Origin of the sequence: Ensifer adhaerens (assembly GCF_001270265.1) — a bacterium.
Lineage (GTDB): Bacteria > Pseudomonadota > Alphaproteobacteria > Rhizobiales > Rhizobiaceae > Ensifer > Ensifer adhaerens_B.
In genome coordinates this window covers 979186-999943 of the sequence record NZ_LGAP01000001.1, presented here as the reverse complement: position 1 = coordinate 999943, position 20758 = coordinate 979186, and the positions used below count along the sequence as shown (strand labels likewise).

Here is a 20758-nt window from a genome sequence, read left to right as displayed (position 1 = left end):
ATGCAGTCGGGGCGGGTTCAGTGCAGAATGAACTCGCCCTTGAGTGCCCGCCATTCGGTGGCCGATATCAGCTTGCGATGCACGTAGCGTACCGAATGCAGCGGGCCGTCCAGCTTTTCCTGCCAGAACTTCAGGAAGCCGCGCATCTCCGGGAAATCCGGGGCGATGTCGTAGTGCTGCCAGATATAGGTCTGCAGAAACGTCGGATGGTCCGGCATGCGGTAGAGGATCTGGGCCGTGGTCACGCCGTAGCCCTTCAGCTGCAGTTCCATTTCGTTCGTCATATAAACCTCACTTTTCGCAAAGGTTGGTCTCTATGATGAAACGCTTGATTTATTAATCAAGTTCTAATATTCGCTCCAATATGAAACTTTTGGCGTAATAACAATGGCTTGGCAGCGCTCTTTGAGGAGTGCTGCCAAGCCATTTCACCTTAGCTCAGCCTTCGCTGGCCCCGGGACCTCAACGCTTCAGATGCCGCGTCAGGCGATTTTCCAGCCAGGCCCAGATATTGCGAAGCAGTTCCACCATCAGCAGATAGAGGATCGCCGCCCAAACATACATCTGGTAGTCGAAGGTACGCGAGAAGGCACGGCGCGTTTCGCCCATCAAGTCGAACACGGTGACGATCGCGACGATCGCCGAGCCCTTGATCATCAGGATGATCTCGTTGCCGTAGGGGCGCAGCGCCACGATCATCGCCTGCGGCAGGATGATCTTGTAGAACGCAATGCGCTCCGGCAAGCCAAGGGCGGCTGCACCTTCGCGCTGGCCGCGCGGCACGCTCTCGATCGAGCCGCGCAGGATTTCCGCCTGGTAGGCGGCGGTGTTCAGCGTGAAGGCAAAGAGCGCGCAGTTCCAGGCCTCGCGGAAGAACCACCAGAGGCCGACCGATTCCAGTTGCGGGCGGAAGCTGCCGAGGCCGTAGTAGATCAGAAAGAGCTGGGCGATCAGCGGCGTACCGCGGAAGAAGTAGACATAGGCATAGGCGAGCCAAGACCAGATCTTGTTCTTGGACATGCGGCCGAGCGCAACCGGCAGCGAAAGGATGGCGCCGAGCACGACGGAGCAGGCGACCAGCATCAGGGTGACGCCAAGGCCGGACAGGAAGCTCGGACCGTATTTGGTGAATTTCGCCGGGTCCCAGCCGTTGACGACGGTCAGGAATATGCCAACGCCAAGCGCAAGCCAGATGCCGAGTGTTACGCTGCCGACAAAGCGGGCCAGGGTATAAGGCTTGGGCGGCGCCGGTGGCGGTGCCTGCGGAGGGATCATCGTCTCGACGAAGCTCATCGGCCCATCTCCGCGCGTTTGGTCCAGCGTTCAAGGTTCGAGAATATGATCGACGAAACCATGGCCAGCACCAGGAAGAGGATGCAGGCCATGCCGAAGAACTCGAACGCCTGCTTGGTGACGCGGGCGGCAATGCCGGTCTGGCGCAGGATGTCGGGCAGGCCGACGACCGAGACGAGCGCCGTGTCCTTCAGCAGCGCCATCCAGAGATTGCCGAGGCCGGGCAAGGCGATGCGCACGAGCTGCGGCAGGATGATCAACCGCATGGTGCGGCCGCGATGAAGCCCCAGCGCCGCGCCGGCCTCGTACTGGCCATGCGGGATCGCCTTGAAGGCTGACAGCAGAACCTCGGAGCAATAGGCCGAGAAGACCACGCCAAGGGCGATCATGCCGGCAAAGAAGGCGTTGATCTCGACGGGTCCCTCGTAGCCGAACGATGCCAGGAGCTGCTGCACCAGGATCTGCAGGCCGTAATAGACGATGAACAGCGTCAAGAGTTCCGGCAGGCCGCGGAAGATGGTGGTGTAGATGTTCGAGGCGAGACGAACAGTGCGCTCTTCGGACTGCTTGCCGAGCGCGACGAAGAAGCCGATCAGCAAGCCGACGGGCAAGGTCGCGATGGCAAGGCTTGCGGTGACGACGAAGCCGTAGGCGATCTCGTCGCCCCAGCCTGCGTCGCCGCAGGCCAGAAGCGTACCGGGTGCCAGCCAGCGGAATACGCCGACCGGGCCGCAGAATGGATCCACTATGGAGCCGATCCAGGCTAGGATCGAATAGAAGCCGGCAAATAACCCGCTCATGTCAGAGAATTCCCCTTTGCGCTGTTCTTATGCATATGGATCGCGCTTGTGTTTTAGGTTCTTGTCAAACAAAAACGGCGGAAGGGCAAGCCGTCCGCCGTTGCATTTTTTTCATCAACTAACGTTTTTCCGGCATGATTCACTAGGAAAACAGGCCGGAAGCCGTTGATCAGCTGCCATAAACGTCGAACGGGAAGTACTTTTCGTTGATTTCCTTGTACTTGCCGTTGGCGCGGATGGCTTCGATCGCCTTGTTGAACTTCTCGCGCAGCGCGTCGTCGCCCTTGCGCACCGCAATGCCGGCGCCTTCGCCGTTGATGACGGGGTCAACCGGCAGCGTGCCGAGCAGCTTGCAGCATGCGCCGTCAGCCGACTTCAGCCACTCCGAAAGCACGACGACGTCGTCGATCACGGCGTCGATGCGGCCGTTGACGATGTCGAGCTTGTACTCTTCAGAGGTGGGATAGAGCTTGATGTCCGCACCCTTCATATGCGCTTCGGCATAGTTGGAGTGGGTGGTCGAGCCCTGCGCGCCGAGCGACTTGCCGGCAAGGGCTGCTTCGGTTGCTTCGGTGATCGGTGAATCCTTCGGAACTACGATCGCCGGAGGCGTGTTGTAGTACTTGTTGGTGAAGTCGACCTTTTCCTTGCGCTCGGCAGTGATCGACATGGACGCGATGATGGCGTCGAACTTCTTGGCGATCAGCGCCGGAATGATGCCGTCCCAGTCCTGCGTCACGAACGTGCATTCGGCCTTCATCTCGACGCAAAGAGCCTTTGCGATGTCGACGTCGAAGCCGGTCAGCGTGCCGTCGGATTCGAGGTTGTTGAAGGGCGGGTAGGCGCCTTCCGTGCCGATAACGACCTTTTCGCCATCTGCCATGGCCGAGCCAGCCATGAGCACGAAAACGGCAACCGATGCGGCGGCTGCCAGCCGTCTGGAAATACGCATGATAGTCCTCTCTGTTGGCCGACATCCGGTTTTTTGTTCTTCACGGATGCCTATCTTGACCGGGGCGCTTGCCGCCGGTTGGAGCGATATTCGTACTGTTTTCCGGCAAAAATCAACAGGAAAGCGAAAACGCCCACCGGGAAAAGAATTTCGACCGGAGATTGCAGCGACCGTGATCGGCGCAAACATGAACGGCGCGTTCAGCGCCGGTTAATCTTGCTTTGGCTACGCCTATTGCGGGAACCGATTGGAGGTTCGGGCGTTGCGTTTGCGGCTCGTTTGACGGGCAACACAAAAAAGCCGGAACCTTGGATCAAGGCCCTTGAGAATTCGCCTGTCTCCTGTTGCCGAACCGGCTGTCCGGTGGGTAACAGTGGCAGGCCAGGGACCTCCCAGGACGAGGAAGGAAGACAATGTCGATTCGATCCAGACTATTCGCAACCGTAGCGCTGCCGGTGCTCTCGGTGTCGCTTGCGGTGCAACCAGCCCTTGCCGACAGCCTGATGAAGCCTTTTGAGGTGGCGCAGGAAGGGAGCGGTCAGCCGTCGGACGAAGAGCTACTGCTGCAGCAGCAGCGCCAGGCCGAAGAACAGCAGCGCGCAGCCGAAGAGCAGCAGAGGGCCGCCGAAGAACAGCAGCGCCAGCAGCAGGAGCAGCAGGCCGCCGAACAGCAGAAGGCTGCCGAAGAAGAGGCTGCCCGCCAGGCCGCCGAGCAGCAGAAGGCTGCCGAGGAAGAGGCCGCACGTCAGGCTGCCGAACAGGAGAAGGCCGCAGAAGCCCAGCGGGCTGCAGAAGAGGAAGCCGCACGCCAGCAACAGGAGCAGCAAGCGGCCGAACAGCAGAAGGCTGCCGAAGAAGAGGCCGCACGCCAGGCCGCCGAACAGGAAAAGGCCGCCGCGGCGCAGAAGGCTGCCGAAGAGGAGGCCGCCCGCCAGGCCGCCGAGCAGCAGAAGGCCGCTGAAGACGAGGCTGCGCGCCAGGCCGCCGAGCAGGAGAAAGCTGCAGAAGCCCAGAAGGCCGCTGAAAGCGAAGCCCAGCAGAAGGCCGCCGATGAGCAGAAGGCTGCGGAAGACGAAGCCGCCCGCCAAGCCGCCGAACAGCAGAAGGCAGCTGAGGAAGAAGCCAAGCGTCAGGCCGAAGAAGCCCAGAAGGCCCAGCCAGGCGAGTGCGTCGTTCCGGAAGGTCAGGACGCCTCCACCGCTTGCCCGCCGGCTGGCGGTGAAGCGACCGGCCAGCAGCCGGCAACGGAAGGCCAGAATGCCGGTGAACAACCGCCGGTGACCGAAGAACAGAAGGCGGGCGAACAGCCGCCTGTAACCGATGGGCAGAATGCCGGCGAAGCCGTCGCACCCGCCGTCGAGCCGCAGACCGAACCGCAGCCGACCGAACCGCAGACGGGCGAGGGTCAGCCGGTTCCGGGCGCCGAGCAGCCGGCGACGGCCGAGCAGCAACCGCAGGTCCAGCCGGTACCGGAAGTGGTCGATACCCGCACCGAGGAAGAAAAGCTGAAGATCGCCGAAGATCCGGCCGCGAGCGACGAGACCATCGTGCTTCCGGTCGAAAACGGTGCGGCCGTTCTCGATAGCGACAAGGACGCCGACAATGCCGGCGGCAACCAGGCCCGCGAAGACCGCCAGAAGCTGCGCCAAGAACTGCGTGCGCAGGAGGAAAGCGCTCCGCCGCCGACCGACGACGCCGCGGCCCAGGCGCAGATGCCGGCTGAAATCCAGGCCGACATGCCGCAAACGATCGAGGCGAACCTGGCCGAGAAGGGCACGCGCATCGAGGAGGCCCCCGTATTCGTGGTGCCGGAGACGACCAACATCGTCAACAACACCGTCGTCAACAACACGGTGATCAACAACAACACGACGGTCAACAACGTCACCAACAATGTCACCAATGTGGAAGTGATCCAGGAGATCGACAACCGCGTCATTCTTGGCGTCGGCGACCAGATCTTCGTTCGTGGCGACGACCGACCGCGCCTCCGCCGCGATTCGGAGGAAACCTTCTACGACGAGCTGCCGCGCGGCCGGACCCGCGAGACCATTGTTCGTCCGGGTGGCTACCGGATCGTCACGATCTATAACCGCTACGGCGACATCCTGCAGCGTTCGCGTGTTGATCGTGACGGCAACGAGTACCTGATGATCTACGCACCCGAGCGTGACGAAGGCCCGCGTCCGGCGATCATCGACGTCGGTTACGAGCTGCCGCCGATGCGACTGCGCATCCCGGTTCGCGAATATATTGCCGATGTTTCGGACGATCCGGACCGCGACTATTACGACTTCCTGGCTGAGCCGCCGGTGGAGCGCGTAGAGCGCGTCTATACGATCGACGAGGTCCGTCACTCGGCGCGTGTGCGTGACAAGGTCCGCCGCATCGACCTCGACACCATCACCTTCCCGACGGGCAGTGCCGAAGTGTCGATGTCGCAGGCAAAGACCATGCGCAATGTCGCAGCGGCGATGGAGAAGGTGCTTGCCAAGGATCCGGGTGAAACCTTCTTCATCGAAGGCCATACGGACGCCGTCGGCTCGGACCGCTCGAACCTGGTGCTTTCGGACCAGCGTGCCGAATCGGTTGCCTCGCTGCTCACCGAGGTCTACGGCATTCCTGCCGAAAACCTGGTGACGCAGGGTTATGGCGAGCGCTTCCTCAAGGTTCGCACCGAGGAAGCCGAGCAGCAAAACCGCCGCGTTACCATTCGCCGCGTCACGCCGCTGGTTCGCCCGGTCGCCCAGCGCTGACCAAGTCTCGGGCGCGAGTGCCCGCGTAAATCTTGCGAAACCCGCCTGTCACAGGGCGGGTTTCTGCCGTTTCCGTTTCATTCTTCTATTTCTTTCTGGATTGTCATGAAAACCGCTTCTCTTCTGCTTGCCGCCCTTGCGATGTCCGCTCACTCCGCCATTGCGGCACCGGCGCTGGTCGAGCCGGACCTGCGGCTTCCGAGCAATCCTGTCGGCAAGGACCAGCGGCCGCGCGTGGCGTTGACGCTCGATGCCTGCGGCGGGGCAACCGACATGCGCATCCTCGGCACGCTGATCGAGAACCGCATCCCTGCGACGATCTTCGTGACGGCGCGCTGGCCGAAGCGCAATGGGCTGGCGGTCGAGGTGATGAAGGCGCACCCGGACCTCTTCGAAATCGAAGATCCTGGCGCCATGCATGTGCCGCCGATCGATATCAAGATTTCCGTCTATGGGCTGGCGGCCGCCGGCTCGAGCGCGGCCGTTGCGGCCGAAGTCGAAGGCGGGGCGGCGGCAATCAAGGCGCATGGCATTGCGACACCACGCTGGTTCCGCGGCGCAACGGCGAAGTACACCCATTCCTCGATGAGCCAGATTCGCGAGATGGGCTACCGCATCGCCGGCTATTCCGTGAATGGCGACGGCGGCTCGCTGCTGGCCGCGGCGATGGCCGAGAAGCGCATCCGCAACGCGCGGGACGGTGACGTCATCATCGCTCAGACGCACGCCGCCGGCGCCGGCGTCGCCCGCGGCATACTCGACCTGAAGGCCAAGGGCTACAGCTTCGTCCGCCTCAACGATATTCCCGATGAAATGACGGTTGGCGCCACCAACTGACACCGCTCCACCGCGCCGTAGGGCGCGTGAGGTTGAAGATTGGTCGAAGCCTGCCGTTGCCCATACCGCACGGTGTCGTTGCGTTATCGAAGGCCCGTCACGCGCTCAACGAAATCGGCAATGGCATTCGTGTCGTCGAGATCGAACACAGGCAATTCCGTGTCGGCAATCGGGTGGTCGGCGGCAATGGCGCAGATATGCGGATCGGTCGGTGCCAGAGGCTCGCGGTTGGCCGATTCCAGGCGTCGCGCCTCGACCTTCGGGATCGGTTCGCGCTTGTAGCCTTCGACCAGAATGAGATCGCACGGGGCGAGCCGGGCGAGGATTTCCTCAAAACTGGGTTCTGGCGCGCCGTGTAACTCATGCATGATCGCAAAGCGTGTGCCGGAAACGATGGTGACTTCGTGGGCGCCTGCTTCCCTGTGGCGGAAACTGTCGGCCCCGACCTTGTCGATGTCGAAGTCATGATGGGCGTGCTTGACGGTCGATACGACATATCCACGCTGCGTCAGTTCGGTGACGAGGCGAACCATCAGTCCGGTCTTGCCGGAATTCTTCCAGCCCGCGATGCCGAAAATCTTAGTCGCAGTCATGCGCTGTTCTCCCCGAGAATGCCCAGCCATTCCTCTGCCTGCAGCAGATCATCCGGCGTGTTGATGTTGAAGAAGGGGTCGAATGATCCGTTGGCCGTATCTTTCATCGGGAAATCGACAGTAACGTTCGGGTGCCGCTCGATGAAGGCGCGCACGCGGCGTTTTGGATCCGTCGTCAGCCAGTGTTCGAGATCGTCGGCGAGCGTGACCGGCCAGAGCGCAAAGAGCGGATGCAATGCATCATCGGATAACGCGACGGCAATCTGCTCACGTTCCGTCATCGCATCGGTCAGGCGTTGAGCGAGGTCCTGCGGGAAGAAGGGCGTGTCCGTCGGCACGACGAGGACATGCGTTGCTGCCGGCGTGGTGGCGGCCGCGTGGCGCATCGCCGTCAACACACCCGCAAGCGGACCGAGAAAGCCGGGCACGGTATCGCCAATCACCGGATGCCCCTCGATCGCCGCCCGCTCGGCGGCGCCGTTGAGATTGATGGCGACGCTGGCGACCTGAGGCTGGAGCCTCTCGACGATCCGCGACAGCATGGTCTTTCCACCCAGAAGCAAGCCGGACTTCGGCCGGCCCATGCGGCGCGAAAGACCGCCGGCCAGCACCACGGCCGGCCACTGTGTCTGTCTCGCATCTGTTTTCGTTGCGGCTGGCATCGGGATTTCACTATTCCTATTCGAGCGGTCCGGTCACGGAGCTTTGGGCGACGGGATTCTTGCCGCGCCGGCTCTCGCGATAGAAGGTGTAGAGGCCGGAACCGATGATGACGGCAACACCGAGCAACATCCAGGCATCCGGCTTTTCCGAGAAGAAGAAGATGCCGATCGCGATCGCAAACAGCAGGCTGGTGTAGCGGAAGGGCGCAATGACGGAGATGTCGCCGCCGCGCATGGCGAGCACGATCGTCTGGTATCCGACCATCAGCAGCAGGCTCGCGCCGGCGACGTGGGTCAGCGTGGTCGAGGACATCGGTTGCCAGCCGCCAAGCGGTACGATCAATGCGGCGCCGACCAATGTCGTCACAAGCGCCGTTGTCACCGTTATGTAGAGCGAGGGGATGTCGTGGTCGATGCGACGGGTGCAGAGATCGCGCGTGGCGGTGCAGAAGACGCAGGCAACGACGGTGAGCGCGGCTGATGTAAAGCCTTCGGGACCCGGGCGAAGCACGATCAGCACGCCGATGAAGCCGACGAAGATGGCGGTCCAGCGCCGCCATCCGACCGGTTCGCCGAGGAACACGGCGGCGCCGAGCGTGACGGCCAGCGGCAGCGCCTGCATGATCGCCGATGCATTCGCGAGGGGAATCTGGCCGAGCGCCGAGATGTAGGTAATGGAAGCCAGCGCCTCCATGACGATGCGCAGGATGATGACCGGCTTCATGATGGTGCGAAGCGGGCGAAACGCCCGAAAATGCCGAGCGATGACGATCACCATCAAGGTCGTCAACAGCCCGCGCACGAACATGATCTGGCCGACATTCATCGCCCCGGTCACCGATTTCACCAATGCGTCGTTGCAGGAGAAGGCGACCATCGCCAGACACATGAAGACGATACCGCGGAAATTGCTGGAGGATTGCATGCTGGCTGTCCTGCGGCGCCGGATCGGGTCGGGAACCTGACGGCGGGTGGGAAAGGCGAATCCGTTGCGGGATGTCGCATACCGTTTAAGCATCGGCCGCCATTTTGTGCAAACACCAACCCGCCAGCTGGCGATTTTTCTTCCCTCGCAAGTAGAGACGTCCGACGTCAGCGAGGTCAATCGGGACGAAGACTGTCGATCATCCAGAAGGCGTGATCTCCCGGAGCGGTTTCTATTCGCGGAATCTTAAGTTTCGCTGCCTATCGTTGCGATGACTCCGCTTCCAATCGCATGACGCGATCGGTGGATGGTGTGCGCCGGAACATTGGTGACGCGCCATTCCAGAGGTGTCGGTCGGGGCCTGGGAGGTGCTTCCGCCGATATTTCCCCGTGCTTCCAGCAAGAAGAAGCCACCGCGCGGACATGTCTCTCATAAGAATAATCTGGGGTCCGCAATGTCTTTCATCGATCGTCTATTACAGCGCCTGCGCATCGTCACCAAGGTTCTGCTTTTCGTGGTCCCGCTGGTGGTTCTGATCGCGGGTATCGGCCTCGTCGGCTTCTTCACCGCACGAACGCTCAACGGCCACATGACCGTGACGCGGGAAACCATCAACAATCTCTCGGATTTCCAGGCGCTGCGCAGCGCGCTCCAGAGTTTTGCCGATGCGCCGAGCGAGGAAATGAGAGGGGCGCTGAGTGCCCAGATCGACGAACAGGAAGCTGGCGTCCGTTCGCTTGACGGCTTGCTGACGCGCGAGGCCGACAAATCAGAGATCGCCTCCGTGCTGTCGCTGGGTGAAGCGATGCGGGGCCAGACGGAAAAACTCTGGTCGATCAAGGTCGAGCAGGACCAGGTGACAGCTTCGCTCGAGGCGGCGCTGACCGACATGACGGCGCAGGGCAACAGTGCCTACAAGCAGATCGACATCATCCGCAACGAGTCGGGTGAGAAGGAATCTTTTGCCAAGGCGCTGCTCTTCGATGCTGCCGCCTACCAGGGTGTCGCCGAGCGGATCAAGAAATTCCGCCTGCCGGTGACGATGGCTGTCAACGCCGACGCCAAGATCGATCAGGCTGGCAAGCTGCTACCACACCTCATCAAGCAGATCGAGGAAGCCGAGAAGATCGCGTCGGAAAAGGTTCAGAAGCCGATTGCCGAGCTGAAGGATCTGGCGCTGAAGGTCCAGGCGATTCTTGCCGGCGCTGAAGACAGCGAGGCCAAGAAGAATGCGCTGGTGCCGATCCTCAGCAAGTTCTCGAAATATGAGGCGGATTTTGCCAAGGAAGCGGCCAAGAATTCCGACACCGCCGCCAAGCGCTTTGTCGGAATGGACAGCGAGATCTCGCAGCTGAAGACGCTGATCGCGCTGATGGGCGACACCTTTAAGGGGCTCGACAGCACCCGCCTGCATATCAGCGAGCTTCATCGCAAGCTCGACGCGGAAAGCCGCGATCTGGTGGTGGCTGATATTCAGGCCGTTCGTGACAGCGCGGCGAAGCTTTCTGAACTTGGCGGCAAGAATGCCGCTCTGCGCGACCTGCCGGCCAAGCTCAAGCCCTCGCTCGACAACATCGACAAGGGTACGGCCGCATTGATCGACGTCGGCGGGCGCTGGCAGGAAGCCAAGGCTGCGGCCTCTACACTGGTTGCCGGCGCGAGCGCAACGCTCGAAAGCTTCGTCAGCAGCGCCCAGGAAGCGGGCAAGCTCGACAGCCAACGTTCGGCTGACATGTCGATCGTGGCGATGGTAGCCGGTACACTGCTTGCAATCATCGGTGGCCTGATGCTGGTCGAAACCCTGCGTGGTCCGCTGAAGCGGGTGACGGAGACGATGACCCGGCTTGCCAATGGCGATCTCGACGTGGCGATCGAAGGCCGCAACCGCGGCGACGAGATCGGCGACATGGTGCGCTCGGTGGCCGTGTTCCGCGACAACGCCGTCGAAAACGTCCGGTTGGGACGCGAGGCGGAAGCCGCTCGCACGCTCTCGGCGGAAGAAGAAGGCCGCCGGTCCGAAGAACGCGCCCGGATCGAGGCCGAACAAATGCAGGCGCTGAACGCGCTTTCGGATGTGCTGGCGGAGCTTGCCGCCGGCAACCTGGAAGAAGGCATGGCGGAAGACCTGCCGGCCGACTACGTGATCATGGCGCGCACCTACAACAACGCGGTCGAGGCGCTGCGCGCTACGCTCAGCGACGTGCGCATGGTGACCGGCGAGATCACCGGCGGCACCAGCAACCTGTCGGCTTCCGCCGACGATCTGGCGCGGCGGACGGAACAGCAGGCGGCCGCACTTGAGGAAAGCTCGCGCGCCCTGCGCCAGCTGACCGAGATCGTCCGCTCGACGGCAGAGAGCGCCCGCAAGACCACCGTCTCCGTCGACGAGACCAATTCCTACGCCAAGCATTCCGGCCAGGTGGTCGCGAAGGCGATCGACGCCATGGCGGAGATCAACCGCTCATCCGAAAAGATCAGCACGATCATCAGCGTCATCGACGAGATCGCCTTCCAGACGAACCTCCTGGCACTCAACGCCGGCGTCGAGGCGGCGCGGGCAGGCGAGGCGGGCCGCGGCTTTGCCGTCGTTGCACAGGAGGTGAGGGAACTCGCCCAGCGTTGCGCCGGTGCGGCGCGCGAGATCAAGGGCCTGATTTCCGAAAGCTCGGCTCAGGTTAGAAGTGGCGTGGCGCTGGTGCAGGAAACCGGTGATGCGCTTACCGTCATCAACAACCACATCGGCACCATCCACCAGCTCGTCAGCAACATCGAGGCTGCGGCCGCAGACCAGTATACCGGCCTCAACGAGGTCAACTCGGCGGTGCACGAGGTCGAGCTGATCACCCAGCAGAACGCGGCGATGGTGGAGGAGAACACCGCCGAGATCCACGGTCTGCGCCGCCAGGTCGAGGCGCTCAACGAAAAGATCGAGCGCTTCAAGACCGGTACGTCGACGGTCGCGAGCCAGGCCTATGGCCGCGGCTATGGAGCGCATTACGCAGCGTGAGCGGGCGGCGGCAGCGCGCGCCGATTGCCCCTCACCCTAACCCTCTCCCCGCAGGCGGGGAGAGGGGACGTGCCCCGCGATAGGACTCGGTTCGCGCCGCCCATCCTCGCCGTCATTCCCCACCATCGACCGTAGCAGGTTTCGGCCAAGCTCTCCCACGGGCTTGCTGTCCCAAAGGTGCTTCGGTCTTTCGCCCGCTACCGCATTGTCCATTACACCTGCGAATGCGGTGATAGGGAAGTTACAAAGGTGCCGGCAGGCGGATGAGGGGCGGGCGCGCCGCAGCCGTCGACCGCTGCGCCGGTACGGCAAGTCTAGACAGCCAAGAACAAAAATGGATGCAGGTGCCGACTCAGCCGCCGGTGACGCTCATGTGGCGGGCAACGGCGGGGCGGTTGTGCTCGCGGTCGATGATGAAGTCGTGACCCTTGGGCTTGCGGCCGATCGCTTCGTCGATCACCTGGCCGAGATAGGCGTCGTCGTCGGAGGCCCGCAGTGCGGTGCGCAGGTCGGCGGCGTCGTTCTGGCCGAGGCACATGTAAAGCGTGCCGGTGCAGGTCAGCCGGACACGATTGCAGCTTTCGCAAAAATTGTGGGTCATCGGCGTGATGAGGCCGAGCCGGCCGCCGGTCTCGGCGACTTCGACATAACGGGCGGGCCCGCCGGTCTTGTAGGCGATGTCGGACAGCGTGAATTGTTGCTCGAGCTGCCGGCGCATCTCCGACAACGGCATGTAGTGGTCGGTGCGGTCTTCCTCGATCTCGCCCATCGGCATGGTTTCGATCAAGGTCAGGTCCATGCCACGGCCGTGCGCCCAGCGCATCAGGTCGGGGATCTCGACATCGTTGAAGCCCTTGAGCGCAACGGCATTGATCTTGACCTTGATGCCGGCGGCCTGGGCGGCGCCGATGCCTTCGATGACCTTGCCGAGATCGCCCCAGCGGGTGATCTGGTGGAATTTGGCGGGGTCGAGCGTGTCGAGCGAAACGTTGATGCGGCGTACGCCGCAATCGGCCAGTTCCGCGGCATGTTTCGCAAGCTGAGAACCATTGGTCGTCAGCGTCAACTCATCGAGGCGGCCTGCCTCGATCTCGCGGCCGAGTTCGCGCACCAGAAACATGATGTTCTTGCGCACCAGCGGCTCGCCACCGGTCAGCCGCAGCTTGCGCACACCCTTGGCGATGAAGGCGGAACAGAGACGGTGGAGCTCTTCCAGCGTCAGAAGATCCTTCTTCGGCAGAAAGGTCATGTGTTCCGCCATACAGTAGGTGCAGCGGAAATCGCAGCGATCGGTGACGGACACGCGCAGATAGGTGATCGCCCGGCCGAACGGATCGATCATCGGGGCGGTGCTATCTTCAAGCGGCGTTGCGCCGGTTCTCATTATTGCTGCTGTGTTCAAATGTCTTTCTCCCAGCGCCTTCAATGTCGTCAGCAAACGTGGTCGCGTCAAGGTGCATACTGTCGCAAAGTGTTGATCAGAAAAGCCGGGTAATTCTCGGGGAGCGATTCTTCAGCTAAGCGTGGGCTTGAAAACAGGAGCAGACATCATGAGCGAAATCTGGCCGACGGAACTGCGCGTCTCGAAAGACCGCCACCGCCTCGTCGTTGCCTTCAACGACGGCGCATCCTTCGATCTTTCGGCGGAGATGCTGCGCGTGCTGTCGCCGTCCGCCGAAGTACAGGGCCACGGGCCGGGCCAGCGGGTGACGGTACCGGGCAAGCGCAACGTCCAGATCATCTCCGTTCAGCCGACCGGAAACTACGCCGTGCGCATCGGCTTCGACGACTTTCACGACACCGGCATCTTCACCTGGACCTATCTGCGCGAACTCGGCGAGAAGGGCGGAGAGCTTTTTGCCGCCTATGAGCAGGAACTCGCCGACAAGGGCATGTCGCGCGACAAGACTGAAAAGCCACGCTGAACCATTTGAAAAGGAGACGGTCTATTGGCCGATGCATCGAACGCGAACGACCTGACGCAGGTGGTCGTGCTGTTGACTGCCGGTGTCGTTGCCGTGCCGCTGTTCAAGCGCATCGGCCTCGGGTCGGTGCTCGGCTATCTCTTTGCCGGATTGGTGATCGGGCCGTTCGGCCTGCGCTTCTTCACCGAGCCGAAGGCGATCCTGCATGTGGCCGAACTCGGCGTGGTGATGTTCCTGTTCATCATCGGGCTGGAAATGCAGCCGTCGAAGCTCTGGAGCATGCGCAAGGACATCTTCGGCCTTGGGGCTGCCCAGGTGCTCGCCTGCATCGCCGGTTTGACGACCGTCGGCCTGGCACTTGGGTTTCAGCCCATTCCCTCCTTCATTGCCGGCACCGGCTTCGTGCTGACCTCGACGGCGATCGTGATGCAGATGCTGCAGGAGCGAAACGAGATCTCGACGCTGAAGGGCCAACGCATGATCGCGATCCTCTTGTTCGAGGATCTGGCGATCGTGCCGCTTCTGGTGATCGTCACACTGCTTGGCAGCAGTGGGGCTGCCAGCGATCCGGCGGAGCGCTGGATGGCAATCGGCATTGCCTTTGCGGCGCTCGTCGCATTGGTGGTCGCGGGTCGTTACCTCCTGAACCCGCTGTTCCGGCTTCTGGCCGCGGCCGGCGCGCGCGAGGTGATGACGGCGGCGGCCCTGCTTGTCGTGCTCGGTTCGGCATTGGCGATGCAGCAGAGCGGTCTTTCCATGGCGATGGGTGCCTTCCTTGCAGGTGTGCTTCTGTCGGAATCGGCTTTCCGCCATCAGCTCGAAGCCGATATCGAGCCGTTTCGCGGTATCCTGCTCGGCCTGTTCTTCCTTGGTGCTGGGATGGCGATCGACCTTTCGGTGATTGCCGCCAACTGGCAGGTGGTGGTGATCTCCGTGCTCGCCTATATGGCGCTGAAGGGCGTGCTGATCTATGCGGTCGCCCGGTTGCTGCGTGCCTGCCACAGCGAAAGCCTTGAGCGGGCGGTGCTGATGGCGCAGGGCGGCGAGTTCGCCTTCGTGCTCTATGCAGCCGCCGTCTCGGCCGGAATCATCGATGCCGAAGCCAATGCGACGCTGACGGCGACGATCATCCTCTCGATGATGCTGACCCCGATTGCGATCTTCCTTCATGGCCGCCTTGCCAGACCGGAGCCGCCGAGGACTGACGACCTGGAAGTGCCTGAGAATGTCGAGGGCACGGTGCTGATGATCGGCTTCGGCCGTTTCGGGCAGATCGTCAGCCAGCCGTTGTTGGCGCGCGGTTACAAGCTGTCGCTGATCGACAAGGATGCGGACTTTGTGCGCGACGCCTCGAACTTCGGATTCCGCGTCTTTTACGGCGATGGATCCCGCAGCGATATCCTGCATGCGGCAGGGGCGGCCACGGCAAGGGCAATCCTGATCTGCGTCGACGACAAGGCGGCGGCGATCAAGATCGCCCACACCGCCAAGGAGGAGTTTCCGCTGGTGCCGGTGCTGGCGCGTGCATTCGACCGCGGCCATGCCATCGACCTGTTGCACGCCGGGGTGGACTTCGAGATCCGCGAAACATTCGAATCGGCGCTCGTCTTCGGCACGCAGGTGCTGAACGTCCTGGGCGAGGATGCGGAAACGGCGGCGGATGTGATCGAAGAGTTCCGCGACCTCGACAAGGAGCGCTTTGCGCTCGAAACCATCGGCGGCATCTATGCCGGGCGGCAACTGATCCGCGGCAACGCGCAGCCGTCCGACATCATCGCCTCGAGAACGGCGCGCGAGCGGGCGGAGGCGGAAGCCCGCGAGGCGCAGGAAGGCTCAGCCGGCTGACCAGCCGGCGTGGCGTCAGGCAAGGTCGTTCTCATCCTTCAGGAGGACCGCGATCAGCCGCTCCATCGATTGCGCCACGACCATGCATTCCTCGAGCGGCGCATCCTCCATCAATTTTGCGATGAGGCCCGTCTGAACCTCCATCGCCTCTTCGGTCAAGGTGCGCCCCGTCGGCGTCAGTGACAGTCGCAGGATGCGCTTGTCCTTGTCGTCGCCGCGACGCTCGATCAGTCCGCGCTTTTCCAGCTGCGGCAGCAACATGCTCATGTTCGACCGTCCCACCAGCAGCTTGCGGGCAAGCTCCTGCTGCGAGATCCCGTCGAAGCGGTACAGATTGATCAGGATGTCGAGATGTGGCGTCTTGATGTCGAGATGCGCGAGCGAGCGCGTCATCGTCTGCTGCATCAGCTGACAGGCGCGCGCAACGGCAATCCAGCTGCGAAAACGCGGGTGGTCCCAGGGGAAATGATGCTGTTCGTTCGTCACTTGATTTTTGTTCATCGTTGTACAATAATGTTCAGCATTGAACATACTAAGAGATTCTCACTATGGCATCCTTTGCGATCAAGGTCATCCGCCATGCGCTTGCCGGCGTGTCGGTCATTTCTCCCGAGGCAGCCGGTAGGCTTGCCTTCAAGCTGTTCAGCGTGACGCCCGGCCGCAAGCCGAAGAGTGCCAAGGAGCGCGCCGCACTGGCCGCAGCGGTCCCGGTCATCGCCAAGGGCAAGCCGGTGACGCTTTCCTATGCCGGCGGGTGGGTCATGGCCCGGCATTTCGTCGGCCCCCGCAATGCGGCCAATGCCAAGCGCGTGCTGCTTGTCCACGGTTGGGGATCGCGCAGCGACTATCTCGCGCCGATGATCGAGGGCCTCGTTGCCGGCGGCGCCGAAGTGGTGACGCTCGACTGGCCGGGGCACGGCGCCTCGCCGGGGCGGACGCTGACCATGCCTGCCGCCGTCAGGGCGATTGATGCCGCCTGGCGACATTTCGGCGGGTTCGACGTCAGCGTCGGCCATTCCTTTGGCGGCGCAAGCCTTGCCTGTGCGGCTGGTGGCGTCGTTTGCGACGTGCCGAGCCATGTGGCGAAGAAACTCGTCCTGATCGGTGCCCCGAGCGAGATGACCTGGCTTTTCAAGGGTTTCGGTAAAGTTCTTCGACTTTCTTCCAAGACGCAGCGGGCTTTCGAAGCCGTCGTCGAACGGCTGTCCGGCCGCCGGCTGGAAGATTTCGATGCGGCCAAGATCCTTGAGGTGCGGGCCGTGCCGACACTGATCATCCATGCGGAAGACGACAAGGAGGTTTCGGCCGAACATGCGCGCCGCTATGCGGCTGCCGGACCCAATGTCGAACTTCACTGGGCGAACGGCTACGGCCATCGCCGCATCGTATCGGCAGCGCCGGTGATCGACAGGATCAACGCCTTCGTCCATGGCGAGGATCGAAAGGCTGCCGCCTGAGGCAATGCGGCTCTAAAAGGCTGCAGTGCATCTGGGTTCTCGCACCTGATACGATTTCAGCCAATTTCGCAGATGCCGTCATAGGCCTGTCATGCTATCCGTCGAAAGGATCGCTTCGATCTGCGGTGCTGCCCGCCTTTCCAGAGGCGCGAGTGTCGCTGCTGACATTGGATTGGCTGCATGAATCCGGATAACGATTTCGACATGCGGCTATCGTGCATTTGCGGGAGGACGGCATGTCGGTCATCACTTCGATCGAGCAATTGAACGCACTTTACGGCGGCGTCAGCGAGGCGTCGGTGGCAAAGGTCACCCAGGCGCTGACCACGGAATACCGGCAGATGATCGAGGCTTCGCCCTTTGCAGCACTTGCCACCGTCGGTCCGGAAGGGCTCGACTGTTCTCCGCGCGGCGACGACGATTGCGTCGTCCGTATTGCCGACGACAAGACCGTTCTGATGCCCGACTGGCGCGGCAACAATCGCGTCGATTCGCTTGCCAATATCGTGCGCGATCCGCGCGTCGCGCTGATGTTCCTGGTGCCGGGATCGAACACCACCATGCGCATCAACGGCACCGCCGTCGTCAACATCGATCCGGCGCTGACCGGCTCCTTCGAGGTCGACGGCAAGAACCCGCGCAGCGTCATCGTCGTGACCATCGGCGAGGTCTACTTCCAGTGCGCGCGCGCTTTAATGCGATCGCAGATCTGGAACCCTGAGCGTTTCATCGATCCCGCGACGCTTCCCACACCCGGCATGTTGTTGAAGGCGGCCAAGGTCGATTTCGACCGGGATACTTATGATCGCGAATGGCCCGAGCGCGCCGCCAAGACCATGTGGTAGGCTGGAACGCCGAGCCGGCCCCGCGATGCCGGCCGCGCAGGAGCGAGCCAAGAGATGGAAACGTGATGCGACGTGGATCTGTGAGCGCATATCTTGGTGCGGCCGCGTTGCTTCTTTCGGCGTGCATTAGCAGGGCCCTTGCTGCTGACCCGACGCTGAGCGAGAAACTTGCGCTGCTCGCCAAGGCCTATCCGGAGGCGATCGCCGAGGTCGGCAAAGACACGTTGATCCTGCGCGACGGCGGTGCAGCGCTGCCGATCGATGACGGCCGGCAGAAGAGCCATGTGGAAAAGCTCGAAGCGGGCGATATCGAGGACAGTCTTTCCCAGATCTATCCGCTTGGCCTCTGCGCCAAGCCGCCGGCCGTCGATTTCGATCCGGGGCGTATCCGCAGCGAAGCCTTCATGAAACGGCTCTATGGCGACAGCGCTGCGCACGTCAGGCGCGATCTCGTCACAGTCGACTGGTTCGGCGAGCGCCTGAGGGTGACCAGCAGACACGGCGTGGCGAAGGCACTGCAGGCGGTCGAAACCGAACTCGCCTCACACCCGAAGCTGAAGCGGTACCTCGTACCAAGTGCCGGCACCTTCAACTGGCGCAATATCGCCGGCGCGCGCACGCTGTCGATGCACAGCTTCGGTGCGGCGATCGACCTCAATACCGGTGTTGCCGACTACTGGCGTTGGGCGGGCAGGGGCAAGAGTGGTACCGCGCCCTACCGCAACCGTTATCCGCTCGAGATCGTCGAGATCTTCGAGAAGCACGGTTTCATCTGGGGTGGGCGCTGGTATCATTTCGACACCATGCATTTCGAGTACCGGCCGGAACTGATTGCCATTGCCAGGCAGGCGGGTTCTTCCGCCTGTCGATAGATAACGCTGACCGTGGACGTGCCGTACCATGACTGATCGATCAGTCGCGAACGACAACCGTCGCGCCGATCTGGACATTGGCATAGAGGTGCTCGACATCCTCGTTGGCCATGCGGATGCAGCCGGATGACATCGCCTTGCCAATCGACAGCGGCTGGTTCGTTCCGTGAATCCGGTAGATGGTGGAGCCGAGATACATGGCGCGGGCGCCGAGCGGGTTTTCGATGCCGCCCTTCATGCTGGCCGGCAGCACCTTGCCCTTTTTCGCTTCACGGACGCGCATGTCTTCGGGCGGCACCCAGGTCGGCCATTCGGCCTTGCGGCTGACCGTGTTGGTGCCGGTCCACAGAAACCCTTTTCGCCCGACGCTGACGGCATATTTGACCGCGATACCGCGACCGATGACATGGTAGAGCCGGCGCTCGGAGTTGTCGACGATGATGGTGCCGGGAGCTGCGGTCTCGGAGAAGGCGACGAGCTCTCGCGCGATCGGCGACTGGTTGATATCGCCGCGTTTCGCCTTCCGCGCGTCGCCTTGCGACAGAACTTGAAGCCATCCGGTCTTGGCGATGCTGCTGTCGAGCGAGGCGACAGTGATCGGATCCTGCCCGCTTTCGGTGGCATGGGCGATTGCCGCCGATCCCGTCATCAGGGCGGTTGCTATAACGGTTGCTAAGATGCGCTTCATGTGAGTTCCCCCTCAGCTTGTGGGAACCCATCGCGCTTTCGGTTGCGGTTGTTCCCTGTTGCAAAGGGTTCTACCGGTTGCAATTTGATCTGGCTGTTTCCAAGGGAACCGGAGGTGCTGAATCGAAAATGGCGCCCAGTGGGCGCCATCTCATGGGATTGCCGTTGCTTGCTAGCGCCGGTAGATCAGCCAGTTGCGGCCGGACTCCTTGCGCATGCCGTCTTCGAACAGCATCGTCTTGTTGCGGCCGGCATTCTTGGCGGAGTAGAGCGCGATGTCTGCCTTGTTGTAGAGGTCGACCGCATCTTCCGCGGCTGTCGCCATGCAGACGCCGACCGACAGGGTGATCGGGCCGTAATTCACACCGGTCTTGGAGTTTCTGAACGGCGTGCCCGCCAGAACCGTGCGGATGCGATCGGCGACCTGCAGGCATTCTTCCTGGCTGCTGTCGTTGAGGATGATGGCGAATTCCTCGCCGCCGGTGCGCGCAACAAAGGCATCGCGCCGGACATTGGCGCGGATGACGCTGCCGACCGTCGCCAGGATCTTGTCGCCGACCGGATGGCCGAAGGTATCGTTCACCTTCTTGAAGTGGTCGATATCGGCGACCAGCAAGCCGGTGAAGTTCTTCTCGTGATCGTTGTTGTAGACGGCCGCGAGATTGTCGTCGAAGGCGCGGCGGTTGGCGAGCCGCGTCAGCGAATCCGTGTTGGCAATCCGCTTGTATTCGTCGAGTTCCTGGCGGATGACCTCCATCTCGAAGGACTTCTGCACCACGGTCTGCACGCGCTCCTTGCCCTGGCTCATCGTGTCGGCGGTCGCTTCGGTGAGGATGCCGATGGCATGGCGCAGGATGTCAGCGCTGGAGGCGCTTTTGCTGGTTATGTTGACGTAGGCTTCGTCGAGAACCTTGTTGTAGGTCTCGAGCGCATATTGCTCGTCCTTCAACAGGTTGACCAGTTCGGCCAGCTTGGCGGCAAGGCTGGTGTGTGCCCGCTCGATGCCGGTCGAGCGGTGGATATGGCTGAAATATTGCGCGCCGATCGCGTCGAGTTCTTCCTGGGTCGCGCGGCTGCCGAGGGCCGCAAGCTCCTTGGACAGTTGCGGGTTGGAACCGAGATAGGCTTCGTAATAGAGCTCGTAATTGCGCGGTATCGGCGATACGCCCATCATCCGCATCGCATGGGTCACTTGCGCTGCGATATCAGGAGCTTGTGTTTTTCCAGAGGTGGCCGTTTGCATCCGCAAACCCCCAATATTACTCATTGCTTACGGGTACTGATTTTTAGGGGCAAATGAT

At 62.2% G+C, this 20758-nt stretch carries 20 protein-coding genes; 9 read left to right on the top strand and 11 right to left on the bottom strand.

Annotated elements, in window-relative coordinates; translation table 11 throughout:
- Positions 1–17 precede the first annotated feature (17 nt).
- From AC244_RS04760 to AC244_RS04745, 4 genes are all read right to left on the bottom strand, one after another.
- Positions 18–284 carry an usg protein gene (locus AC244_RS04760; protein ID WP_053247595.1) on the bottom strand — a complete coding sequence of 89 codons (267 nt, stop codon included), beginning with the start codon at positions 282–284 and terminating at the stop codon, positions 18–20.
- Between the two features lie 178 nt (positions 285–462).
- Complete coding sequence (locus tag AC244_RS04755) at positions 463–1293, bottom strand: ABC transporter permease (protein ID WP_053247594.1); 831 nt, start codon at positions 1291–1293, stop codon at positions 463–465.
- Positions 1290–2093, bottom strand: a complete 804-nt coding sequence (locus AC244_RS04750) for an ABC transporter permease (protein WP_053247593.1) — start codon at positions 2091–2093, stop codon at positions 1290–1292. The genes AC244_RS04755 and AC244_RS04750 overlap by 4 nt, the downstream gene beginning before the upstream one ends.
- A gap of 169 nt (positions 2094–2262) precedes the next feature.
- Positions 2263–3045 carry an ABC transporter substrate-binding protein gene (locus AC244_RS04745; protein WP_053247592.1) on the bottom strand — a complete coding sequence of 261 codons (783 nt, stop codon included), beginning with the start codon at positions 3043–3045 and terminating at the stop codon, positions 2263–2265.
- On the opposite strand from AC244_RS04745, the gene AC244_RS36250 reads away from it, so the two are divergent.
- From AC244_RS36250 to AC244_RS04735, 3 genes are all read left to right on the top strand, one after another.
- Entirely contained in the window at positions 3044–3259 is a 216-nt protein-coding gene (locus AC244_RS36250) for a hypothetical protein (protein WP_152975837.1), read from the top strand. The two genes, AC244_RS04745 and AC244_RS36250, sit on opposite strands and share 2 nt — an antisense overlap.
- Positions 3260–3458: 199 nt before the next feature.
- A complete protein-coding gene (locus AC244_RS04740) occupies positions 3459–5801 on the top strand; it encodes an OmpA family protein (protein WP_053247591.1) in 2343 nt (780 codons plus the stop codon).
- A 105-nt stretch (positions 5802–5906) separates the two neighbouring features.
- Positions 5907–6638 carry a polysaccharide deacetylase family protein gene (locus AC244_RS04735; RefSeq protein ID WP_053247590.1) on the top strand — a complete coding sequence of 244 codons (732 nt, stop codon included), beginning with the start codon at positions 5907–5909 and terminating at the stop codon, positions 6636–6638.
- An 83-nt stretch (positions 6639–6721) separates the two neighbouring features.
- On the opposite strand, the gene mobB is transcribed toward AC244_RS04735, so the two are convergent.
- From mobB to AC244_RS04720, 3 genes are read right to left on the bottom strand one after another with little or no spacing between them, the layout of a single operon-like run.
- Positions 6722–7231: a molybdopterin-guanine dinucleotide biosynthesis protein B gene (gene mobB, locus AC244_RS04730; protein ID WP_053247589.1), complete on the bottom strand. Its 510-nt coding sequence runs from the start codon at positions 7229–7231 to the stop codon at positions 6722–6724.
- Complete coding sequence (gene mobA, locus AC244_RS04725) at positions 7228–7893, bottom strand: molybdenum cofactor guanylyltransferase MobA (protein ID WP_053247588.1); 666 nt, start codon at positions 7891–7893, stop codon at positions 7228–7230. The genes mobB and mobA overlap by 4 nt, the downstream gene beginning before the upstream one ends.
- Before the next feature lie 16 nt (positions 7894–7909).
- Positions 7910–8818 (bottom strand): DMT family transporter, encoded by a 909-nt coding sequence (locus AC244_RS04720; protein ID WP_053247587.1) that lies wholly within the window; start codon positions 8816–8818, stop codon positions 7910–7912.
- Between the two features lie 455 nt (positions 8819–9273).
- On the opposite strand from AC244_RS04720, the gene AC244_RS04715 reads away from it, so the two are divergent.
- Complete coding sequence (locus AC244_RS04715; protein WP_053247586.1) at positions 9274–11826, top strand: methyl-accepting chemotaxis protein; 2553 nt, start codon at positions 9274–9276, stop codon at positions 11824–11826.
- A gap of 352 nt (positions 11827–12178) precedes the next feature.
- On the opposite strand, the gene moaA is transcribed toward AC244_RS04715, so the two are convergent.
- Complete coding sequence (moaA, locus tag AC244_RS04710; RefSeq protein ID WP_152975836.1) at positions 12179–13228, bottom strand: GTP 3',8-cyclase MoaA; 1050 nt, start codon at positions 13226–13228, stop codon at positions 12179–12181.
- Between the two features lie 148 nt (positions 13229–13376).
- On the opposite strand from moaA, the gene AC244_RS04705 reads away from it, so the two are divergent.
- Together AC244_RS04705 and AC244_RS04700 are read left to right on the top strand one after the other, a co-directional pair.
- Positions 13377–13751, top strand: coding sequence for a gamma-butyrobetaine hydroxylase-like domain-containing protein (locus AC244_RS04705; RefSeq protein ID WP_053247584.1), 375 nt, complete (start codon positions 13377–13379; stop codon positions 13749–13751).
- Positions 13752–13775: 24 nt separating this feature from the next.
- The gene (locus AC244_RS04700) at positions 13776–15596 is read left to right on the top strand and encodes a monovalent cation:proton antiporter-2 (CPA2) family protein (RefSeq protein ID WP_053247583.1); all 1821 of its coding nucleotides are present in this window, start codon (positions 13776–13778) and stop codon (positions 15594–15596) included.
- Positions 15597–15611: 15 nt separating this feature from the next.
- On the opposite strand, the gene AC244_RS04695 is transcribed toward AC244_RS04700, so the two are convergent.
- Positions 15612–16097 (bottom strand): MarR family winged helix-turn-helix transcriptional regulator, encoded by a 486-nt coding sequence (locus AC244_RS04695; RefSeq protein WP_053247693.1) that lies wholly within the window; start codon positions 16095–16097, stop codon positions 15612–15614.
- Positions 16098–16144: 47 nt separating this feature from the next.
- Here AC244_RS04695 and AC244_RS04690 point away from each other — a divergent pair, with 47 nt between their 5' ends.
- The 3 genes from AC244_RS04690 to AC244_RS37920 all read left to right on the top strand — a co-directional run bounded on the left by AC244_RS04690 (position 16145) and on the right by AC244_RS37920 (position 18770).
- On the top strand, positions 16145–17053 hold the full coding sequence (locus tag AC244_RS04690) for an alpha/beta fold hydrolase (protein WP_053247582.1): 909 nt from the start codon (positions 16145–16147) through the stop codon (positions 17051–17053).
- Between the two features lie 236 nt (positions 17054–17289).
- Positions 17290–17898 carry a pyridoxamine 5'-phosphate oxidase family protein gene (locus AC244_RS04685; protein ID WP_053247581.1) on the top strand — a complete coding sequence of 203 codons (609 nt, stop codon included), beginning with the start codon at positions 17290–17292 and terminating at the stop codon, positions 17896–17898.
- An 80-nt stretch (positions 17899–17978) separates the two neighbouring features.
- Positions 17979–18770, top strand: a complete 792-nt coding sequence (locus AC244_RS37920; RefSeq protein WP_234716840.1) for a M15 family metallopeptidase — start codon at positions 17979–17981, stop codon at positions 18768–18770.
- A 40-nt stretch (positions 18771–18810) separates the two neighbouring features.
- Here AC244_RS37920 and AC244_RS04675 read toward each other — a convergent pair whose 3' ends face one another.
- Together AC244_RS04675 and AC244_RS04670 are read right to left on the bottom strand one after the other, a co-directional pair.
- On the bottom strand, positions 18811–19458 hold the full coding sequence (locus AC244_RS04675) for a L,D-transpeptidase (protein WP_053247579.1): 648 nt from the start codon (positions 19456–19458) through the stop codon (positions 18811–18813).
- Between the two features lie 171 nt (positions 19459–19629).
- Complete coding sequence (locus tag AC244_RS04670; RefSeq protein ID WP_053247578.1) at positions 19630–20700, bottom strand: GGDEF domain-containing protein; 1071 nt, start codon at positions 20698–20700, stop codon at positions 19630–19632.
- Positions 20701–20758 lie beyond the last annotated feature (58 nt).

Bases quoted from the DNA above. Each gene is read 5' to 3' on its own strand.
- AC244_RS04760 (WP_053247595.1), bottom strand. From the start codon at position 284: ATGACGAACGAAATGGAACTGCAGCTGAAGGGCTACGGCGTGACCACG.
- AC244_RS04755 (WP_053247594.1), bottom strand. From the start codon at position 1,293: ATGAGCTTCGTCGAGACGATGATCCCTCCGCAGGCACCGCCACCGGCG.
- AC244_RS04750 (WP_053247593.1), bottom strand. From the start codon at position 2,093: ATGAGCGGGTTATTTGCCGGCTTCTATTCGATCCTAGCCTGGATCGGC.
- AC244_RS36250 (WP_152975837.1), top strand. From the start codon at position 3,044: ATGATAGTCCTCTCTGTTGGCCGACATCCGGTTTTTTGTTCTTCACGG.
- AC244_RS04745 (WP_053247592.1), bottom strand. From the start codon at position 3,045: ATGCGTATTTCCAGACGGCTGGCAGCCGCCGCATCGGTTGCCGTTTTC.
- AC244_RS04740 (WP_053247591.1), top strand. From the start codon at position 3,459: ATGTCGATTCGATCCAGACTATTCGCAACCGTAGCGCTGCCGGTGCTC.
- AC244_RS04735 (WP_053247590.1), top strand. From the start codon at position 5,907: ATGAAAACCGCTTCTCTTCTGCTTGCCGCCCTTGCGATGTCCGCTCAC.
- mobB (WP_053247589.1), bottom strand. From the start codon at position 7,231: ATGACTGCGACTAAGATTTTCGGCATCGCGGGCTGGAAGAATTCCGGC.
- mobA (WP_053247588.1), bottom strand. From the start codon at position 7,893: ATGCCAGCCGCAACGAAAACAGATGCGAGACAGACACAGTGGCCGGCC.
- AC244_RS04720 (WP_053247587.1), bottom strand. From the start codon at position 8,818: ATGCAATCCTCCAGCAATTTCCGCGGTATCGTCTTCATGTGTCTGGCG.
- AC244_RS04715 (WP_053247586.1), top strand. From the start codon at position 9,274: ATGTCTTTCATCGATCGTCTATTACAGCGCCTGCGCATCGTCACCAAG.
- AC244_RS04705 (WP_053247584.1), top strand. From the start codon at position 13,377: ATGAGCGAAATCTGGCCGACGGAACTGCGCGTCTCGAAAGACCGCCAC.
- AC244_RS04695 (WP_053247693.1), bottom strand. From the start codon at position 16,097: ATGAACAAAAATCAAGTGACGAACGAACAGCATCATTTCCCCTGGGAC.
- AC244_RS04690 (WP_053247582.1), top strand. From the start codon at position 16,145: ATGGCATCCTTTGCGATCAAGGTCATCCGCCATGCGCTTGCCGGCGTG.
- AC244_RS04685 (WP_053247581.1), top strand. From the start codon at position 17,290: ATGTCGGTCATCACTTCGATCGAGCAATTGAACGCACTTTACGGCGGC.
- AC244_RS04675 (WP_053247579.1), bottom strand. From the start codon at position 19,458: ATGAAGCGCATCTTAGCAACCGTTATAGCAACCGCCCTGATGACGGGA.
- AC244_RS04670 (WP_053247578.1), bottom strand. From the start codon at position 20,700: ATGCAAACGGCCACCTCTGGAAAAACACAAGCTCCTGATATCGCAGCG.